Here is a 17,625-nt window from a genome sequence, read left to right on the forward strand (position 1 = left end):
AGTGGCATGACGATGTTTGCGACACCGCGCCTTGATGAGTTTATCGGAGACCATATGACCAAGTCGACCTCACTGAGCCTGCCAAATTCCACGGCTGACGATCCCTTCCTCTGGCTGGAGGACAGGACCAGCAAACAGTCTCTCGACTGGGTGCATCGCCAGAACGAGGTCTCGGTTGGCGAATTGCAGGGCAATCCGTCCTATCAGGCGTCGTTCCAAACGGCGCTCGACCTGATGACGGCCGAGGACAACATCGCCGTCGGCGCGGCAATTGCCGGCCATGTCTATAATTTCTGGCAGGACAAGACCAATGCGCTCGGCCTGTGGCGCCGCACGACAGTTGCCTCCTACAAGACCGAAAAGCCGGTCTGGGAAACGATCATCGACTTCGACCAGCTCGCGGCGAAGGAGGGGATCAAATGGGTGTTTAGCGGCGCCAGCCGGCTCTATCCAGATTTTAGCCGCTGCCTGCTGTCGATGTCACCGGATGGCGGCGACGCCAGCGAGATGCGCGAATTCGACATAGAGACCAGATCGTTTATCGAGGGCGGGTTTCGCGCGTCGGCGTCGAAGTCGGGTTTCGGTTGGCTGGACAAGGACACGGTCATCGTCTCGGCGGCCATCGAGGACGCTGACAAGACCGAGTCCGGCTACCCGCGCGTGATCAAGCTCTGGAAGCGTGGCACCAGGCTGGAAGAGGCGACGCCGATCTTCGAGGCACAGAAAGACGATCTCGCCGCCGGAGCCGGCGTCGAGTTCGACGGCGACAAGCGTCACGTGTTCCTGGCCCGGGCAATCAATTTCTTCGCATCGCACAGTTTTCTGTATCTGCCTTCTGGCGAAAACAGGCGCGTTCCGCTGCCCGACGATGTCACCGACACATCGCTGTTCAAGGACCAGCTGCTGTTCGGGGTGCGTACACCGTGGACGGCGCCGGACGGCACGGCCTGCCAGCCGGACGGGCTTTACTCGCTCGATTTCGCGCACTGGATCGAAACCGGCAGTTTCGGCGCCATCGAAACCTTGTTGGCGCCGGCCTATCGGGTGTCCATCGCCGGCATTGCCCGCACGCAGGACCGGCTGTTCATCAGCCTTATGGACAATGTGCGCGGCAAGGTTCTTGTCTGCGAGCGCAGGGATGGCGCCTGGTCGATGAAGCCGGTTGCGCTGCCTGAAAACGGCACTGTCGGCATCAGCCACGCCGAGCATTTCGGTTCCAGCGTGTCGTTCTCCTTCACGGATTTCCTGACGCCGAGCTCGATCATCTGGTCTGACGACAATGGCGAGACGCTCGCCACAGTGAAGTCGCAGCCGGCGCGTTTCGATGCCGCGCCGCTGATCTCGGAACAGTTCGAGGCGCGCTCGAAGGACGGCACGATGATCCCGTACTTTGTCGTCAGGCGCCGCGACCAGAAAGGTCCGGTGCCGACGCTTCTCTATGGCTATGGCGGCTTCGAAGTGCCGTTGCTGCCGGGGTATGCCGGCGTGCGCGGCAGGCTGTGGCTGGAGAAGGGCAACGCCTATGTCCAGGCCTGCATCCGTGGCGGTGGCGAGTTCGGGCCGGCCTGGCACCAGGCGGCGCTGAAAGGCAATCGCCAGAACGGTTTCGACGATTTCGCCGCGGTGGCCGAAGACGTCGTCAGACGCGGCATCGCGACGGCAAGCTCGCTCGGCATCCAGGGCGGCTCGAATGGTGGCCTGCTGACGGGTGTTTCCCTGACGCAGCATCCGGAACTCTTCGGTGCGGTCATCATCGAGGTACCGCTGCTCGACATGCTGCGCTACACGCAATTGCCGCCCGGCGCCTCCTGGATGGCCGAATATGGCGATCCATCACAGCCGGAAGACGCCAAGTGGCTGTCGGCCTATTCGCCCTACCAGCATGTCCGGGGCGATGCGGCCTATCCGCCGGTGCTTCTGACGACCTCGACCGCCGATGATCGCGTCCATCCCGGCCATGCGCGCAAGATGGCGGCCCGCCTACAGGAGGCAGGCCATGCCAGGACGCTGTTCTTCGAGGAGACCGAGGGCGGACATGGCGGTCGCGGTGACCGCCGGCCGCAAGCGGCGCAGACGGCGATGAAGTACGTGTTCCTGCAACGGGCGCTGAGCGCCAAGGCCTAGAGGTATTCTGCCATGGGCCAAGCAAAGGGTGGTTCACCTTGACCACCCTTTGCTCTAAGGTGCCTGCCATGGCTCTCGCTAGGCTATCAGTTCGCGCATTCCGGGTTGCGGTGACACCGTCATCGCGCACGCTGCGGGCGGAGCTTTTGCGGCTGTGCGCCCGCATCGGTTATTCACCGCCTGCCATCCTCTGACGAATTCGCCCCGGCACCGCCGGAATGATTTCAGAGGAAAGATCAGAGACATGACCTATCAGAATTATTCGCTGAAGCAGCTTCAGCAGATCGACGCCGCGCATCATCTGCATCCCTTTACCGACCACAAGGAATTGCGCGAAGCGGGTTCCCGCATCATCACCCACGCCAACGGCCCGTTCATCTACGATTCCGAAGGGGCTGAGTTACTCGACGGTATGGCCGGCTTGTGGTGCGTCAACATCGGCTATGGCCGCCACGAGCTGGCCGAGGCCGCTTACGCCCAGATGAAGGAACTGCCCTACTACAATTCCTTCTTCAAATGCTCGACGCCGACGCCGGTGCTGTTGTCCAAGAAGCTGGCCGAAATCACGCCGAAGAACGTCAACCAGGTCTTCTACGGTTCATCCGGTTCGGAAGCCAACGACACCGCATTGCGTCTTGTCCGTCACTACTGGGTGTTGGAAGGCAAGCCTGAGAAGAACCGCATCATCTCGCGCAAGATGGCCTATCACGGTTCGACCATCGCCGGCACCTCGCTTGGCGGCATGGATTCCATGCATAAGCAGCTCAACGGGGCGGTGCCCAACATCGTCCATGTGATGATGCCCTATGCCTATGAGCTGGCGCTGCCGGGCGAAAGCGATCATGATTTCGGCCTGCGCGCGGCTAAGTCGGTCGAGGACGCCATCATTGAGGCCGGCGCCGACAAGGTCGCGGCTTTCATCGGCGAGCCGGTGATGGGCGCGGGCGGCGTCAAGATCCCGCCGGCCAGCTACTGGCCCGAAGTGCAGCGCATCTGCCGCAAATACGATGTGTTGCTGATGCTGGACGAGGTCATCACCGGCTATGGCCGCACGGGCGAGTGGTTCGCTGCGCAGACCTTCGGCATCGAGCCCGACACCATCACCACGGCCAAGGCGCTGACGTCAGGCTATCAGCCGCTGTCGGCATTGCTGGTCGGTGATCGCATCGCCTCGACGCTGGTCGAGAAGGGTGGCGAGTTCAACCATGGCTACACCTATGCCGGCCACCCGGTGGCCTGTGCCGTGGCGCTGAAGAACCTGGAGATCATCGAGCAAGAAGGGTTGGTCGACCGCGTCAGGGACGACACCGGACCTTATTTCGCCAAGGCCCTGCAGGAGCGCATTGCCGGGCATGATCTCGTCGGCGAGGTGCGCTCGATCGGCCTGATGGGCGCGATCGAGATCGTCAAGGACAAGGCGACCAAGGAACGTTTCCTGCCGTCGGGAAGTGCGGCGGTGACGGTGCGCGACCATGCCATTGCCAACGGCATGATGCTGCGCGCGACCGGCGACACCATGATCCTGTCGCCGCCGCTGATCTGGACCCGCGACACGATCGACATGGCCTGCGAGCGTATCGGCAAAGCGCTGGATCTGGCACAGGCGGATCTGCGCAAGCGCTGAGAGCAATTCCAGGAAAAGTGTGAACGGTTTTCTGTCCGGAATTGCGTCAAAACAAAGAGTTAGAGTGGTTCGCCGTTTTCCGTGAAACGGTGAACTGCTCTAAGCGAACCTCGACCCGGGCGTTTCCTAGAGGGAACGCCCGGCCTCGAGAAACATGCTGCCGCAATGCGGAACTACTTCATCCTCCGCGCGTAGTGTGTGAGGCAGCAGCCGGCCCGGCTGCGACAAGGGGTTCATTTCCATGAGAAAAACCGGCAAGAGCCGACGCGCGCAAGAAGCAGCCAGCATCGGCGCCGACCTGATGCTGGCGCCGCTGGTGGCAATGATGCGCCTGCCGTTGATGGCAATGGACGCCGGCAGCAGCCAGCCCTGGGGCACCGAAACCGCGCGTGCGGTGAACGAGAAGACCGCGGCAATCGCCGAGGGCGCGTTCGCGGCGCAGATGTCCTTCCTGCAGTCCGCATCGCGGTTCTGGCCGGAACTGCTTTCCGGTCGTACGCCGTCGCTGTTCAACGGCGTCGCGGCGGAACGGTCGATCAATGCCGGGCTGAAGCCAGCCAGCCGCGCGGTGAAGGCGAATTTTCGCCGGCTGTCGACAAAGGCGTGAAGTGGACGCTGCGGAAACTTTGATTTTGCGCATTGTCGAGATCATAGGCTAGAACCGATCGGCATACGCACCGATGGGGGACATCATGGCCGGACAACCGCTCAACCAGCCGGCTGAAATTCCTCCCGAACTCGACCGCTGGAATTGGGGCGCCTTCTTCCTCAACTGGATCTGGGGCATAGGCAACAGCACTTTCATCGCGTTGCTGGCACTGATCCCGGTCGTCAACCTCATCATGATCTTCGTGCTTGGCGCGCGCGGCAGCCGCTGGGCCTGGCAGAACCGGGCCTGGCGCGATGCCGAGCAATTCCGCAAGACGCAACGCAACTGGGCAATCGCCGGGCTGGTCGTCTGGGTGGTGGGGATCGGCGGTTGCGCGGCGACAGTAGGCAGCGTCCCCTACATCCTGAAAGGCAGTGATGCCTATCACATGACCATGGATGCCATTCGCGCCGACACACGCGTGAAGGCCGCGATCGGCGACGACGTGACCGACAATTTCTGGGTTGGCGGCAGTCTCAACGTCAACGCGAACGGCGCGGGCGACGCCCAGTTCAGCATTCCGGTCCATGGCGCCAAGGGTAAGGGCACCGTCTTTTCCCGCCTGGTTCGCAATGCAGGCACATGGAGCATGCGGCTGCTGGTGGTCAGGGTGGATGGGGTGGACGCGCCGATTGTATTGACCAACGAAGATCATGTGCCAATTCCGAACGCGGCGATCGGAATATAGACGTCAGGCTTGATTGTGCGCGGCAGAAACGCAAAAACCGCGCTCCATCGGGAACGCGGCTTTGCCAGATACGCATGGCGCTTCGCTACTGAAACACTGCGAAACTTACGGGCTCCGGTACGCGAGACCTGATCCGGAGCGCCGGGCGGATGCGATATGTCCGCCTCACCATCCGTTTTATAGGGACATCGTTACCGCCAAGTTATCGAGAGCTTAAGCAAATCTAAATTTGCGGATTTTCTGCCCGACGATTCCGGAAAAGCCCATCAAATCCTCTGGTTACGCTGCGTCACCTCTGAGAAAATTAATTATGCCGGAGAAATCGGCGCCGCCATGCCCCTGGGCGTTGAACAGGGCGTAGAGCTGTGCTGCTTCGGCGCCAAGCGGCGTCACCGCGCCTGCGCCAAGTGCTGCTTCCTGGGACAATTTCAGATCTTTCAGCATAAGCGCCGCGGCGAAGCCCGGCTTGTAATCCCTGTTGGCGGGCGAAGTGGGCACCGGGCCGGGCACCGGGCAATAGGTGGTCAAGGACCAGCATTGGCCCGACGAGGTCGAGGCGACGTCGAACAGCGCCTGATGCGACAGGCCGAGTTTTTCGGCCAGCACGAAAGCCTCGGCGACGCCGATCATCGAAATGCCGAGGATCATGTTGTTGCAGATCTTTGCCGCCTGGCCGGCACCGTCGCCGCCGCAATGGACGATGCGTCCGGCCATCGGCTTCAGGATAGGTCCGGCGGCGGCGAAGGCATCGTCAGAGCCGCCGGCCATGAAGGTCAGCGTGCCAGCCGTCGCTCCGCCGGTGCCGCCCGAAACCGGCGCGTCGATCGACAGCAAGCCGTGCTTTGCGGCGATTGCATGTGCCTTGCGCGCCGAATCGACGTCGATCGTCGAGGAATCGATGAACAGCGCGCCCTTTTTTGCCTCGGGCGCGATGTCCGCATAGACCGACAGCACGTGCTTGCCGGCCGGCAGCATGGTGATCACCACGTCGGCGTCCTTCACCGCCGCCAAGGCATTCGCCATGATCGTCACGCCATGTTCTTTGGCGACGGTGAGGTTTTCCGGCATGAGGTCGAAACCGTGCACCGCATGCCCCGCCTTGACCAGATTGGCGGCCATTGGATTGCCCATGTTACCGAGGCCGATGAAGGCGATCGTCGTCATTGTCTCTCTCCCGGAGTTTGCTGGCTTCAGCGGCCGATCAGCGCGCGCGCGATGATGACGCGCATGATCTCGTTGGTGCCTTCAAGGATCTGGTGGACGCGCAGATCGCGTACCAGTTTCTCGATGCCGTAATCGTGCAGATAGCCATAGCCGCCGAGCAATTGCAGCGCATCGTTGGCGACGGTGAAGCCGGTATCGGTGACGAATCGCTTGGCCATGGCAGACCATTTGCCGGCATCGGGCGCCTTGCGGTCGAGTTTGGAGGCCGCCGCATAGAGGAAGATGCGCGCCGCCTGCAGCTCGGTCTCCATGTCGGCCAGCCTGAACTGTAGCGCCTGGAACTGGTTGATCTTCGAGCCAAAGGCCTTGCGCTCAGCCGTGTACGACAGCGCCTTGTCGAGCGCCGATTGCGCGCCGCCCAGCGAACAGGCGGCGATGTTGAGCCGGCCGCCATCGAGTCCGGCCATGGCGATGCCGAAACCGGCGCCTTCACCCGACAAAAGGTTTTCCGCCGGCACCTTGCAGTCCTCGAAGATGACCTGGCGGGTCGACTGCATATGCCAGCCCATCTTGTGCTCGTTGGCGCCGAAGGAGAGGCCGGGAGCATCTTTTGGCACGACGATGGTGGAAATGCCTTTCGGCCCGTCGGCGCCGGTGCGCACCATCACGGCATAGACATCGCTGTCGCCGGCACCCGAGATGAACTGCTTGGCGCCGTTGAGGATGTAGTCGCCGCCGCTTTTCACCGCGCGTGTCTTGAGCGCCGCGGCATCGGAGCCGGAGCCTGGTTCGGTCAGGCAGTAGCTTGCCAGCCATTCCATCGAAGTCAGCTTAGGCAGGAAGCGCTGGCGCTGCTCCTCATTGCCGAAACGATCGATCATCGAGGCCACCATGTTGTGGATCGAGATGAAGGACGAAAAGGCAGGATCTGCATGCGACAGCGCCTCGAAGATCAGCACGGCGTCGAGGCGGCCCAGCGCGGAGCCGCCGACATCGTCCCTGACATAGATGCCGCCTAGGCCGAGCGGGCCGGTCTCGCGGATCACATCAGCAGGAAAGTACTTCCTGCGATCCCAGTCGAGCGCGTTCGGCGCGACGCGGTCGGCGGCGAAGGCCTGCGCCATCTCCTGGATGGCGCGCTGCTCCTCATTGAGTTCGAACTGGCTGGTGCTCGCATCCACCGCGGCGTCCATGGCGTGCTCCCTATGTGCTGGTCAGCTAGCCCGCTGGCCTGTCGTTTTTGGCTTTGCGCGCGCACCAATCTAGACCAATGATGCCGCCGCGCAACCCGATCCCCTGCGGAGCGGCTGTGCATCAATGCATGTCCGGAGCGAGATGTGACGACAAAATTCGATGAACTGCTGCGACGCTTCCACGCCTATCTCGCTTCCGTGGACAACGCCCTGGTGCGCGACGCCGTGGCGCGCATCGGTTGGGACATGCCGGCCCGCGCGCTGGAGCCGCATCCGCTCGGCTGCCTGCGCCATCTCGATCGCGCCGCCGAACTGGCACCATCCGATGCGAAGCCGCTGGTGCAAGTGCTGGCGGCGCAGCGCAACGAATTGCACTGGGGGCAGACCTACACCAAGGCTGATTTCGGCAAGGCCTTCATCGACAATTACGGCTGGCTGGAAGTGTTCGGCACGCGCGGGCATTTCGCCAATGACGCGGTGGCGGCCGGCCTGCTGATCCTTGGGCCTGATATCGTCTATCCCGACCACCATCACGTCGCCGAGGAGATCTACATTCCGCTGACGGGCGGTACGGAATGGCGCATGGGCGAGGGCGGCTTTCGCAAGCGGGAGGCCGGCGAGGTCGTGCACCACGCCTCGAATGTCAACCACGCCATGCGAACCGGCAACGAGCCGCTGCTGGCGCTCTACATCTGGCGCGGCGGGCCGCTGGCGGCGAAATCCACCATCACCGGAACCGCGACGCAGGGCCGGGGCTGATGGCCAGGGCAATCATGCTGCAAGGCACGGGTTCGGATGTTGGCAAGACGGTGCTGGTCGCCGGCCTGTGCCGTGCCGCGAAAAAGCGTGGGCTGAAGGTGCGGCCGTTCAAGCCGCAGAACATGTCGAACAACGCCGCCGTCGCCGACATTCCCGGTGACAACAATCATGGCGGCGGCGAAATCGGCCGCGCGCAATGGCTGCAGGCGATCGCTTGCGGTGTGGCGCCATCGGTCCATATGAACCCGGTGCTGCTCAAGCCGCAGACCGATGTCGGCGCCCAGGTCATCGTTCAGGGCAAGGTGTTCGGCGAGGCGCGGGCGCGCGACTACCAGGCGCTGAAGGGCCGGCTGATGGATGCCGTGCTGGACTCCTGGGCGAAGGTGGGCGAGGGCGCCGATCTGGTCATCGTCGAGGGCGCCGGTTCGCCAGCTGAAATCAACTTGCGCAGCCGCGATATCGCCAATATGGGCTTTGCCACGCGTGCCGATGTGCCCGTGGTGTTGGTCGGTGACATCGACCGCGGTGGCGTCATCGCCTCGGTCGCCGGTACGCATCTGATCCTGCCGGAAGAAGACCGGCGCATGATCGTCGGCTATCTCATCAACAAGTTCCGCGGCGATGTCTCGCTGTTCGACGACGGCCTGAGGGCGATCGAAAAGTTCACGGGATGGCGCTGCTTCGGCGTCGTGCCGTGGCTGAAGGCAGCGGCGCGGCTGCCTTCGGAGGATTCGGTGGTGCTGGAGCGGCTAGCGTCCGGTGAGGCGCGCGCGCTGAAGGTGGCGGTGCCGATGCTCGGCCGTATCGCCAATTTTGACGATCTCGACCCGCTCAAGGCCGAGCCGCAGGTCGAAGTGGTGTTCGTGCCGCCCGGCAAGCCACTGCCGCAAGACGCCGGGCTGGTGGTCATTCCCGGTTCCAAATCGACGATCAGCGATCTCATAAAGTTCCGCGAGAATGGCTGGGACCGGGATCTGGCCGCGCATCGCAAGCGCGGCGGTCATGTCGTCGGCATTTGCGGTGGTTTTCAGATGCTTGGCCGCAGCGTGCGCGACCCCGATGGCATCGAAGGCAGCGTCACCGAGGCCGAAGGGCTCGGCCTGCTCGATATCGAAACGGTGATGGAGCCGGAGAAGACGGTGCGCAATGTCAGCGCGCGCTCGGTCCAATTCGATCTGCCGCTCGAAGGCTACGAAATCCATCTCGGCCGCACCACCGGCCCGGACACCATGCGGCCGTCGGCGATCATCAATGGTGCCGAGGACGGCGCGATCTCAGCCGATGGCAAGGTGTTAGGCACCTATATGCATGGCCTGTTCGGTGCTGACGCTTTTCGCGGGAAATTCCTCGAAAGCCTCGGCATCAAGGGCGGTGGCATTGACTATCGCGCCGAAGTCGAACGGGCGCTGGACGATGTCGCCGCAGAGCTGGAGAGCCACCTCGACTGTGACGCGATTTTCGGGCTGGCTCGCTGAGGCGTGCTGATATTCAGGTGAGGCCGGCCTGCAAACGGCGGCTTCCTGCGCTTCCGGTGCTCACGTACTTGAGTACGCTCCGCTCCGGTTCTCGGTAGCCACCATTTTCGGCACGGCCTGACCTGAATCTCAACACGCCTCAGGCCGGTGCTCAGCCCTTCTCACCCGCCTTCGGCCAATACGTCCCAAAAGACCAGACGCTGCCTTCCGGATCGCGGCAGATGAATTCGCGGCTGCCATAGTCGCGGTTCGTCAATTCCTGGATGATCGTCGCGCCGGCTTTCCTGGCCTTGGCGTAGGCGGCATCGGCATCGTCGACGGCGATATAGATCGACTTGCCGCCGCCTGGACCGGGTTCGCCGACCATCTTGCCGTAGTCGTCGTCGCGAGCGCTGCCCAGCATGATCATCGAGGAGCCGAAGACCAGTTCGGCATGGTGCACGACATCGCCTTCGCCATAGCGGGCGCGGACGCTGAAGCCGAAGGCTTCGCCCAGCCAGTCGATCATTTTCGCCGCGTTTTTATAGCGCAAAGCGGGGTAGAGGCGGGGGGCTTCGGTGGTGGTGGGCATGGGAACTCCTTCATCTGGGTTGGTCGATGAATCCTGTTTGTGCATGTCGTTGTCCCAAAACCGCTGCGCACTTTTGGGCGACATGCATCACTCTGTTCGAAGGCCGTTCCAGCGTCTTGAAGAAATGTTACCTGCTGAGAAGTGCCGTCGGCGTCTCGCCGGCAAGGTCGCGGAATTCGCGCACCAGATGGGCCTGGTCGGCATAGCCGCAATCGGCCGCGATATCGGCCCAGTCCACCGTCTGCTGCCGCGACAGGCCAAGCGCCCGGTTGAAGCGCACGATGCGCGACAGCGCCTTGGGGCCGATGCCGGTTGCGTCGGTGAATTTTTCGGCGAGGTGTTTGCGGCTCCAGCCCAGCCTTTCGGCGATCGATGCAATGCGGGTGCGGCCACCCGAAGTGATGATGCGGTCATAGGCCCAGGCGACTTCCAGTGGCGTTTCGGCAGCGTTCGCGAGACGAGCGGTGACGAAGGCCTCGGCCAGATCGAAACGCGTCGACCAGTCCGGCGCGTTGCCAAGCTGTTCGCGCAGCGCCATGCCCTCAGAGCCCAGCACGTCGTCGAGGACGACCATGCTGTCGGCCAGGTCGCTCATCGGCAGGCGGAAGAAGCGGCGCGCGCCAAGCGGGGTGAAGTTGACCTGCACGCAGCAAGCGGCACCGAAGGATTCGATCATCACCGGTCCGGCGTAGAGGCCGGCGGCGAAACTGGCGAAGCGGTCATTGTCGCCCGGCGTCTTGCCGAGGCCGATGGCGAAGGGCTCGGCGAAACTGATCACCAGCGGCACGGTCAGCGAGGCGTATTCGACATTGCGGAAATGGCCGGCAGCCGTTTCGCGATAGCCGCAAATGTCTGACACGATGCCATCAAGTGCAGGATCGGCAAGGCGCCGGCGCATCTCGAAACGCCCCGCGATGGAGTGGTCCTGTTCCTTCCGGCGCTGCATCTCGATCGGCATTGGCCATCCTTCCGCCAAGCCAAATCTAGCAGACCCGTGACCGGAATCAAAAGCGCCCGGCTTTTGGCCGAGCGCTTTCAGTCCCCACTTCAAGGGAAACCTGTCAGGCGCCGCGCATCAGGCAGCCGCCGGCCAGCACGACGAAAGCGATGGTCACGATCCAGACCGAGGCCAATGGTATGAACGCAAGAATGCCGAGGGCTGCTAGAACGCCGATAATGGCGATAACAACTGCAATGATGAAAACGATCTGTGTGGGTGCGCTGAGATTCATGTTTGGCTCCTCCTCAACATGATTCGAACAGTGGCAGTCTATCACACACCAATCATCACACGCAGCGGATTGGCCGGATCGGCCAGCAGCTTCACCGCCAGCGCCACGCAGACGATCACCAGCAGCGGCTTGATCAGTTTGGCACCGATGCGCATGGCGAGGCTCGCGCCGACGCGGGCGCCGAGGAACTGGGCAACGCCCATCATCAGGCCGATCTTCCAGGAGATGACCCCGACAGCGGCAAAGACAATGAAGCCGCCGATGTTGGAGGCAAAGTTGAGCAATTTGGTGTGCGCCGTCGCCTTCAGCACGCCGTAGCCGGCAAGCGCGACAAAGGCCAGCATGTAGAAGGAGCCGGCGCCGGGGCCGAACAGGCCATCATAGAAGCCGATGGCCGGCACCACGGTCAGTCCGAACAGGAATGGCGACAGACGTTCGGCCCGGTCGACATCGTTCATGTTGGGTTTGAGGGCGAAATAGAGCGCGATGGCGATCAGCACCAGGGGCAGCAGGGCGCGCAGGAGATCGCCCGGAACGATGGTGGCCAGCAAGGCGCCGATGGCACTTCCCACAAGTGCCAGCAATGCCGAGGGCAATTGTCGGCGCAGGTCGACGTGGCCCTTGGATGCATAGTGGATAGTCGCCGACCCGGAGCCGAACATGCCTTGCAGCTTGTTGGTTCCAAGCGCCTCGACCGGTGAGAAGCCGGCAAGCAGCAGGGCGGGAATGGTGATCAGTCCGCCGCCGCCGGCAATCGAATCGACAAAGCCCGCGGCAAAGGCGGCGAAGGCGAGCATGGCGATTGTCTGGGTGGTGAGGTCGATCATCTGATGTGCGGAAACGTCCGGTCGGCGGGATAACGGCGTTCGACCACGACCGCCCTGTTTGCGCAAGGCCGATTCCGCGCTACCTCTATCCAAACGCATCGCGCTTGGATTTGTATTTGTGCGCAGTTAACCCCGGAAAGAGGCCCCGATGGCATTCGCATTGCTGGACCAGATACGCTCGATCTTCGACGGCGACCCGGGCGTGCGCAAGGTCGCGGACGATCCGGTGCTGTCGGCTGAACTTCTGATGCTGTTCCGCATGATCCTGGCCGACGGCACGGTCAGCGAGAGCGAGATGGTTGCCTTCCGGCGCATCTGCAAGGATGCCTTCGGCATTCCGGAAACCAGCATCGACGCTGTCATCGAATATCTCAATGAGTTCGGCTACGAGACCAACGGCTCGCAAGCGATCGCGCTGTTTCGCGATCTCGACGTCGAACGGCGCAAGCAATTGGCCCAGCACATGGCGGAGATCGCCAAGGCGGATTCGCAACTGGCCGATAGCGAGGTGCGCCTGCTGCGCCGCACGCTCGACCTGCTCGACATCAGCCCGGTCGATGTGGTGAAGCCGGAAGAGTAAGACGCTGCCCTGAGCAACGGGTTCCCCGGCACCGAGGGGACCTTCCTCGCGTGCCGTGTCACCCGCCCATCTTCGTCAGTTCGTCCTTCGCCTGCCTGCTCCAGCGTGCGGCACGCTTCAAAAACGCGATCGCCTTGGCCTTGTCCGCTTCGTAGCCGCCTCGACCGTCCGCCATGTCGTGGGCGAGGGCGACAACGGCGTCTTCGTTGCCTTGATCGGCCGCCAGCCTGTAAAGGCGTGCCGCCTCACGCGAATCTTTTGGTAGTCCGCCTTTGCCGTCCTCGTAGAACCCGCCGAGATCGTACAGCGCGTATTTGTTGCCGGCATCGCTCGCCTGCCTGAAGAGTTGGGCCGCCTGCTTGTCGTCCTTCGGCAGGCCGTAGCTGCCGCGCTCATAGGCCTTTGCCGCGAAGTCCCACGTCTGGGGATCGTCGCCGGCCGCGGCCTTCTGGATCAGCCGCAGCGACTCTTCCGGATTCGCCGACAGGCCGCCTTTGCCCCTGAAATACATCCTGGCGAGATCAAACGCCGCCTGGGCGCTGCCGAGCGCCGCCGCCTGGTGCCAGAGCTGGACGACGTCTGCCTGCCTGTCTTCAGCCAGGCTCAATGGCAGGCCGAGCGCATAGAGTGCGTCCGCGTCGCCGGCGTCGGCTGCCTCTTTGATAAACTGGATCTGCGCTTCGCGGGGGTCGGTGGCGAAGGTCGTATCCGCGAACAGGTTCCGGCGCTGCGACTTGGCTTCCATGGCGTCTGACGCCATCGCCTTTTTCAGGAGAAGCATGGCCTGGCTGGCGTCTTGCTGGAAACCATCGCTGCCGTGCCAGTAGAAAGCGGCCAACGCGACTTGTGCCGCGGAATAGTTATGGTCTGCGGCATCCTTATAGCTTCGACCGGCCAGGGCCATCTCATCGGCTGATAACGACCCGACCCGCCCGGCGGCTTCATGCGCCCGGCCGAGGTTGAACAGCAGGCGCGGATTGTTCGGATCGGCGGCCAGTGTCTTTTCGCAAGCCGCGATGGCGTCGTCCGGGTCGATCCCGTAGAGGCCGATCCCTACGCCGGCCCGATTCGGATCGGTGGGCGAGCCCGCCAGTCTGTCGCACTCGGTCGGTTGATCGGCAAAGGCCGCCCCTGCCATCAACAATCCGAACAATCCGGCGACAATCATTCGACGCGACCGCATGGAGTCCCCCGGCTGGTTGGTTCTCCAAACCATATTTGGATTTCTGCGCCTGGTACATCCGATCCGCAAGATCTTGCGAATACGGGGTTTGAGGGCCTTACCCCTGTTCCTGCATCCGTCGGGCGATCGCCCGATGCAGATCAGGAGCCGCGGCGACCAGCGCCTTGGCGGCCTCGGATTGCGGATGATCCAGCACCTCGCTCGTCTTGCCGCGCTCGACGATCTTGCCGTCATGCATGACCAGCACCTCGTCGGTGATGGCCCGAGCGACGGTCAGGTCGTGTGTGATGAAGAGATAGGCGATGCCGAGCTTCTGGTTGAGCTCGGCGAACAGGTCGAGGATCTGGGCACGGATCGAGACATCGAGTGCCGAGACCGGCTCGTCGGCAACGACCAGCTTGGGGCGGGTGATGATGGCGCGGGCGATCGATAGGCGCTGGCGCTGGCCGCCTGAGAATTCGTGCGGGTACTTGTCCATATCGCGCTGATCGAGGCCGACCTCATGCAGCGCATGCGCCACCATCTCACGCCGCTCGGCGCGCGTCGGTTTCTTCTCCAGCACATGCAGAGGTTCCGCGACCAGTTTTTCGACCTTTTGGCGCGGATCGAAGGAGCCGTAGGGGTCCTGGAACACAACCTGCATGTCGCGCCGCGCCGGCTTCAATTCGGCTTCGCTCTTGCCGGTGATCGTTTCGCCGCGAAAGCGGATAGCCCCCAAGGTCGGCTTGTCGAGCGCCAGGATCATGCGGGCAAGCGTTGACTTGCCGCAACCGGAGCGGCCGACCAGCGCCACAGATTGGCCCGGCGCCAGCGACAGCGACACGTCGTCAACGGCGCGGATCGGTGCGGCGCGCCGGAACAGAGAGGTGCGCCGGCCCGGATAGTCGCGCGTCACGCCTTCGACCTCAAGCAGCGGCTTGGCCGATCCAACGGCGTGAACCTTGGCGCGCGCCGGCACATGCATCGAGGCTTGCGCCAGCTGGCGCGTGTAGGGGTGGAGTTGCGCCGACAGCGTGCGCGCCGTGTCGCCAGCTTCCATCACCTCGCCATGGCGCAGGATGGTGATGCGGTCGGCCATCTCGGTCACCACGGCGAGGTCGTGCGAGATCAACAGCAGGCCCATGCGGCTCTCCGCGACGAGGTCGCGCAAGAGGTCGAGGATCTGCCCCTGTAGCACCACGTCGAGCGCTGTCGTCGGCTCGTCGGCGATCAAGAGCTTGGGTTTCAGCGCGCAAGCGATGGCTATGACGACACGCTGGCGCTGGCCGCCGGAGAGTTCGTGTGGATAGCGTGACAGCGGGAATTTCGCTTCGGGCAGGCCCACACGGTCAAGCATTTTGCGCGCCCGCTCTTCAGCCGCCGCACGCGTGGCCTTGGTGTGCCAGCGTATGCCTTCGGCGACCTGTTCGCCGATGGTCTTGACCGGATTGAGCGCCGTCATCGGTTCCTGGAACACCATGCCGATGTCGTCGCCGCGGAGCGCGCACATCTGGTCCTCGGTTGCTCCGAGAATGTCGATGCCATCGAAGGTGACGCGACCGGTGGCGCGCGCGGCGTGTGGCAGCAGCTGCATGAGCGTCAGCGCGGTCATCGACTTGCCGGAGCCGGATTCGCCGACCAGCCCCATCACCTCTCCGGGCGCGACGGAGAGTTCGATGCCTTTCAGGATCGGCGTGTCGCCGATCGCCAGCGACAGGTTTTCGATCTCCAGCAAGCTCATCGCTGCCGCCGCGATTTCGGGTCGAGGATGTCGGCGATACCATCGCCCAGGAGATTGAGGCCTAGCACGGTGATGACGATCGCCATGCCGGGAAAGACCGCCATCCAGGGCGCCACCACCATGCGCGTCTGCGCGTCGAACAGCATACGGCCCCAGCTCGGCATCGGCGGTTGCACGCCGAGGCCGAGATACGAAAGCCCGGCTTCGGCCAGGATGCCGAGCGCGAACTGGATGGTGCCTTGCACGAGGAGCAGCGTGGCGATGTTGGGCAGCACATGTTCGATCGATATCTGCGTGCTGCTTTTTCCCGCGGCGCGCGCGGCAAGGATGAACTCGCGTGGCCAGATCGCCAACGCGCCGGCGCGGGCAACACGGGCAAACACCGGAATGTTGAAGATGCCGATGGCGATGATGGCGTTGACGGCGCCCGGCCCGAAGATGGCGGTGATCATGATCGCCGACAGCAGCGCAGGGAAGGCGAAGACGAGATCGTTGATGCGCATCAGCGCCTCGTCGACCAAGCCGCCACGCGCCGCGGCAAAAGCGCCGAGCGGCACGCCGATGCCCATGCCGATGCCGACCGCGACAAATGCCACCGCAATCGAATTGCGGGCACCGACCATGATCATCGACAGGATATCGCGGCCGAAATGGTCGGTGCCGAACCAATGCGCCAGCGAGGGGCTTTGCGTCTTGTCCGCTATGACCAGCTTCGTCACGTCGTAAGGCGTCCAGATATAGGAGACGACAGCCATCGCTAGGATCAGCAAGGTGATGACGAATCCGGTGACGAAAGCCGTGTTCCTGAATGCCTTGGCCAGGATTGAGCTGAACGTCTCCTCAGGAATGTCGATGTGCAGCGTCATTGCCGGCTTCTCAGGCGCGGATCGACGACCGCATAGGAAAGGTCGACGATGAGGTTGACGGCAATGACGGCGGCGACCAGCAGCATGACGACACTTTCAACGACGATCAGGTCGCGCTGGGTGATCGCTTGGAACACCAGCCGGCCGAGGCCGGGCAGGTAAAAGACATTCTCGATGATGATGGTACCGGCGAGCAGGAAAGCGAATTGCAGGCCGAGAATGGTCAGCACCGGGATCATGGCGTTGCGCAGCGCATGCCGCCACAGCACGGCGCGGTAGGGCAGGCCCTTGGCGCGGGCGGTGCGGATATAGTCCTCGTTCAGCACCTCGATCAGCGCCGAGCGGGTGACGCGCGCCAGGATCGCAGCCTGCGGCAAGGCAAGGGCGATCGCCGGCAGAAGCAACGATTTCAGCGCCGGCCAAATGCCGGCGCCCCAGCCGGGAAAGCCGCCGGCGGGGACCAGCCGCAGCCAGACGGCGAAGACATAGATCAGCATCAGCGCGAACCAGAAATTGGGCACGGCGACGCCAAGCTGCGCCGCGCCCATGGAAATCGTATCGCCGGCCCGGCCGCGCCGGCTGGCGGAAAACAGGCCGACGGGAATGGCGATGATGGTGGAGAGCGCTAGCGCGATCAGTGCCAGTGGCAGCGAGACGGCAAGCCGTTCGCGCACGAGATCGATGACCGGCACCGAATAGGTGTAGGAGCGGCCGAAATCGAGGCTCAGCAGGCCGCCGGCCCAGTGCAAATAGCGCAGGGCAAGCGGCGCGTTGAGACCCATCTGGTTGCGCAGGAGTTCGATCTGGTCGGCGCTGGCGTTCATGCCCAGCATCAGCCGCGCCGGATCGCCGGGCAGGATTTCGAGCACGGCGAACACCACGATGGAGGCCAAGACCAGCGTGGCGAGAGAGATGGCCAGGCGCTTGAGGAGATAGGCAGTCATCCGTTCCAACGTGCCGGAAAAAGGCA

General features: G+C 63.3%; 17 protein-coding genes. 7 read left to right on the top strand and 10 right to left on the bottom strand.

Going from position 1 to position 17,625, the window contains the following annotated elements:
* The first annotated feature begins 54 nt into the window (after positions 1-54).
* From AC1DX4_RS21400 to AC1DX4_RS21415, 4 genes are all read left to right on the top strand, one after another.
* Entirely contained in the window at positions 55-2,124 is a 2,070-nt protein-coding gene (locus tag AC1DX4_RS21400) for a prolyl oligopeptidase family serine peptidase (RefSeq protein ID WP_477222177.1), read from the top strand.
* 244 nt (positions 2,125-2,368) lie between these two features.
* Positions 2,369-3,748, top strand: a complete 1,380-nt coding sequence (locus tag AC1DX4_RS21405; RefSeq protein ID WP_477222178.1) for an aspartate aminotransferase family protein — start codon at positions 2,369-2,371, stop codon at positions 3,746-3,748.
* Positions 3,749-3,989: 241 nt separating this feature from the next.
* Positions 3,990-4,355 carry a hypothetical protein gene (locus tag AC1DX4_RS21410; protein ID WP_477222179.1) on the top strand — a complete coding sequence of 122 codons (366 nt, stop codon included), beginning with the start codon at positions 3,990-3,992 and terminating at the stop codon, positions 4,353-4,355.
* An 85-nt stretch (positions 4,356-4,440) separates the two neighbouring features.
* Entirely contained in the window at positions 4,441-5,085 is a 645-nt protein-coding gene (locus AC1DX4_RS21415; RefSeq protein ID WP_477222180.1) for a cytochrome c oxidase assembly factor Coa1 family protein, read from the top strand.
* 279 nt (positions 5,086-5,364) lie between these two features.
* Here AC1DX4_RS21415 and mmsB read toward each other — a convergent pair whose 3' ends face one another.
* Together mmsB and AC1DX4_RS21425 are read right to left on the bottom strand one after the other, a co-directional pair.
* On the bottom strand, positions 5,365-6,249 hold the full coding sequence (mmsB, locus tag AC1DX4_RS21420) for a 3-hydroxyisobutyrate dehydrogenase (RefSeq protein ID WP_477222181.1): 885 nt from the start codon (positions 6,247-6,249) through the stop codon (positions 5,365-5,367).
* A gap of 26 nt (positions 6,250-6,275) precedes the next feature.
* Positions 6,276-7,442: an isobutyryl-CoA dehydrogenase gene (locus AC1DX4_RS21425; RefSeq protein WP_477222182.1), complete on the bottom strand. Its 1,167-nt coding sequence runs from the start codon at positions 7,440-7,442 to the stop codon at positions 6,276-6,278.
* A 144-nt stretch (positions 7,443-7,586) separates the two neighbouring features.
* Between AC1DX4_RS21425 and AC1DX4_RS21430 the strand changes: the two genes are divergently transcribed.
* Together AC1DX4_RS21430 and AC1DX4_RS21435 are read left to right on the top strand one after the other, a co-directional pair.
* Positions 7,587-8,201 (top strand): dimethylsulfonioproprionate lyase family protein, encoded by a 615-nt coding sequence (locus tag AC1DX4_RS21430; protein ID WP_477222183.1) that lies wholly within the window; start codon positions 7,587-7,589, stop codon positions 8,199-8,201.
* Positions 8,201-9,676, top strand: a complete 1,476-nt coding sequence (locus tag AC1DX4_RS21435; RefSeq protein ID WP_477222184.1) for a cobyric acid synthase — start codon at positions 8,201-8,203, stop codon at positions 9,674-9,676. Before AC1DX4_RS21430 ends, AC1DX4_RS21435 begins: the two co-directional genes overlap by 1 nt.
* Positions 9,677-9,827: 151 nt before the next feature.
* On the opposite strand, the gene AC1DX4_RS21440 is transcribed toward AC1DX4_RS21435, so the two are convergent.
* The 4 genes from AC1DX4_RS21440 to AC1DX4_RS21455 form a co-directional block, all read right to left on the bottom strand.
* Positions 9,828-10,247 (bottom strand): VOC family protein, encoded by a 420-nt coding sequence (locus AC1DX4_RS21440; protein WP_477222185.1) that lies wholly within the window; start codon positions 10,245-10,247, stop codon positions 9,828-9,830.
* Positions 10,248-10,374: 127 nt separating this feature from the next.
* Complete coding sequence (locus AC1DX4_RS21445; protein ID WP_477222186.1) at positions 10,375-11,205, bottom strand: helix-turn-helix domain-containing protein; 831 nt, start codon at positions 11,203-11,205, stop codon at positions 10,375-10,377.
* A 103-nt stretch (positions 11,206-11,308) separates the two neighbouring features.
* Positions 11,309-11,479: a hypothetical protein gene (locus AC1DX4_RS21450; RefSeq protein ID WP_081850490.1), complete on the bottom strand. Its 171-nt coding sequence runs from the start codon at positions 11,477-11,479 to the stop codon at positions 11,309-11,311.
* Between the two features lie 41 nt (positions 11,480-11,520).
* Entirely contained in the window at positions 11,521-12,306 is a 786-nt protein-coding gene (locus AC1DX4_RS21455; RefSeq protein ID WP_477222187.1) for a TSUP family transporter, read from the bottom strand.
* A 148-nt stretch (positions 12,307-12,454) separates the two neighbouring features.
* Between AC1DX4_RS21455 and AC1DX4_RS21460 the strand changes: the two genes are divergently transcribed.
* Positions 12,455-12,886, top strand: coding sequence for a TerB family tellurite resistance protein (locus tag AC1DX4_RS21460; protein ID WP_477222188.1), 432 nt, complete (start codon positions 12,455-12,457; stop codon positions 12,884-12,886).
* Positions 12,887-12,944: 58 nt separating this feature from the next.
* Here AC1DX4_RS21460 and AC1DX4_RS21465 read toward each other — a convergent pair whose 3' ends face one another.
* The 4 genes from AC1DX4_RS21465 to AC1DX4_RS21480 form a co-directional block, all read right to left on the bottom strand.
* Positions 12,945-14,054: a tetratricopeptide repeat protein gene (locus AC1DX4_RS21465; protein WP_477222189.1), complete on the bottom strand. Its 1,110-nt coding sequence runs from the start codon at positions 14,052-14,054 to the stop codon at positions 12,945-12,947.
* A gap of 112 nt (positions 14,055-14,166) precedes the next feature.
* Positions 14,167-15,789, bottom strand: coding sequence for an ABC transporter ATP-binding protein (locus tag AC1DX4_RS21470; protein WP_477222190.1), 1,623 nt, complete (start codon positions 15,787-15,789; stop codon positions 14,167-14,169).
* Positions 15,786-16,655, bottom strand: coding sequence for an ABC transporter permease (locus AC1DX4_RS21475; RefSeq protein WP_477222191.1), 870 nt, complete (start codon positions 16,653-16,655; stop codon positions 15,786-15,788). Before AC1DX4_RS21475 ends, AC1DX4_RS21470 begins: the two co-directional genes overlap by 4 nt.
* On the bottom strand, positions 16,652-17,599 hold the full coding sequence (locus tag AC1DX4_RS21480) for an ABC transporter permease (protein WP_477222192.1): 948 nt from the start codon (positions 17,597-17,599) through the stop codon (positions 16,652-16,654). Before AC1DX4_RS21480 ends, AC1DX4_RS21475 begins: the two co-directional genes overlap by 4 nt.
* Between the last annotated feature and the right edge of the window lie 26 nt (positions 17,600-17,625).

It is taken from the genome of Mesorhizobium sp. P3_A8 (assembly GCF_056402995.1).

Bases quoted from the DNA above. Each gene is read 5' to 3' on its own strand.
- AC1DX4_RS21400 (WP_477222177.1), top strand. From the start codon at position 55: ATGACCAAGTCGACCTCACTGAGCCTGCCAAATTCCACGGCTGACGAT.
- AC1DX4_RS21405 (WP_477222178.1), top strand. From the start codon at position 2,369: ATGACCTATCAGAATTATTCGCTGAAGCAGCTTCAGCAGATCGACGCC.
- AC1DX4_RS21410 (WP_477222179.1), top strand. From the start codon at position 3,990: ATGAGAAAAACCGGCAAGAGCCGACGCGCGCAAGAAGCAGCCAGCATC.
- AC1DX4_RS21415 (WP_477222180.1), top strand. From the start codon at position 4,441: ATGGCCGGACAACCGCTCAACCAGCCGGCTGAAATTCCTCCCGAACTC.
- mmsB (WP_477222181.1), bottom strand. From the start codon at position 6,249: ATGACGACGATCGCCTTCATCGGCCTCGGTAACATGGGCAATCCAATG.
- AC1DX4_RS21425 (WP_477222182.1), bottom strand. From the start codon at position 7,442: ATGGACGCCGCGGTGGATGCGAGCACCAGCCAGTTCGAACTCAATGAG.
- AC1DX4_RS21435 (WP_477222184.1), top strand. From the start codon at position 8,201: ATGGCCAGGGCAATCATGCTGCAAGGCACGGGTTCGGATGTTGGCAAG.
- AC1DX4_RS21440 (WP_477222185.1), bottom strand. From the start codon at position 10,247: ATGCCCACCACCACCGAAGCCCCCCGCCTCTACCCCGCTTTGCGCTAT.
- AC1DX4_RS21445 (WP_477222186.1), bottom strand. From the start codon at position 11,205: ATGCCGATCGAGATGCAGCGCCGGAAGGAACAGGACCACTCCATCGCG.
- AC1DX4_RS21450 (WP_081850490.1), bottom strand. From the start codon at position 11,479: ATGAATCTCAGCGCACCCACACAGATCGTTTTCATCATTGCAGTTGTT.
- AC1DX4_RS21455 (WP_477222187.1), bottom strand. From the start codon at position 12,306: ATGATCGACCTCACCACCCAGACAATCGCCATGCTCGCCTTCGCCGCC.
- AC1DX4_RS21460 (WP_477222188.1), top strand. From the start codon at position 12,455: ATGGCATTCGCATTGCTGGACCAGATACGCTCGATCTTCGACGGCGAC.
- AC1DX4_RS21465 (WP_477222189.1), bottom strand. From the start codon at position 14,054: ATGATTGTCGCCGGATTGTTCGGATTGTTGATGGCAGGGGCGGCCTTT.
- AC1DX4_RS21470 (WP_477222190.1), bottom strand. From the start codon at position 15,789: ATGAGCTTGCTGGAGATCGAAAACCTGTCGCTGGCGATCGGCGACACG.
- AC1DX4_RS21475 (WP_477222191.1), bottom strand. From the start codon at position 16,655: ATGACGCTGCACATCGACATTCCTGAGGAGACGTTCAGCTCAATCCTG.
- AC1DX4_RS21480 (WP_477222192.1), bottom strand. From the start codon at position 17,599: ATGACTGCCTATCTCCTCAAGCGCCTGGCCATCTCTCTCGCCACGCTG.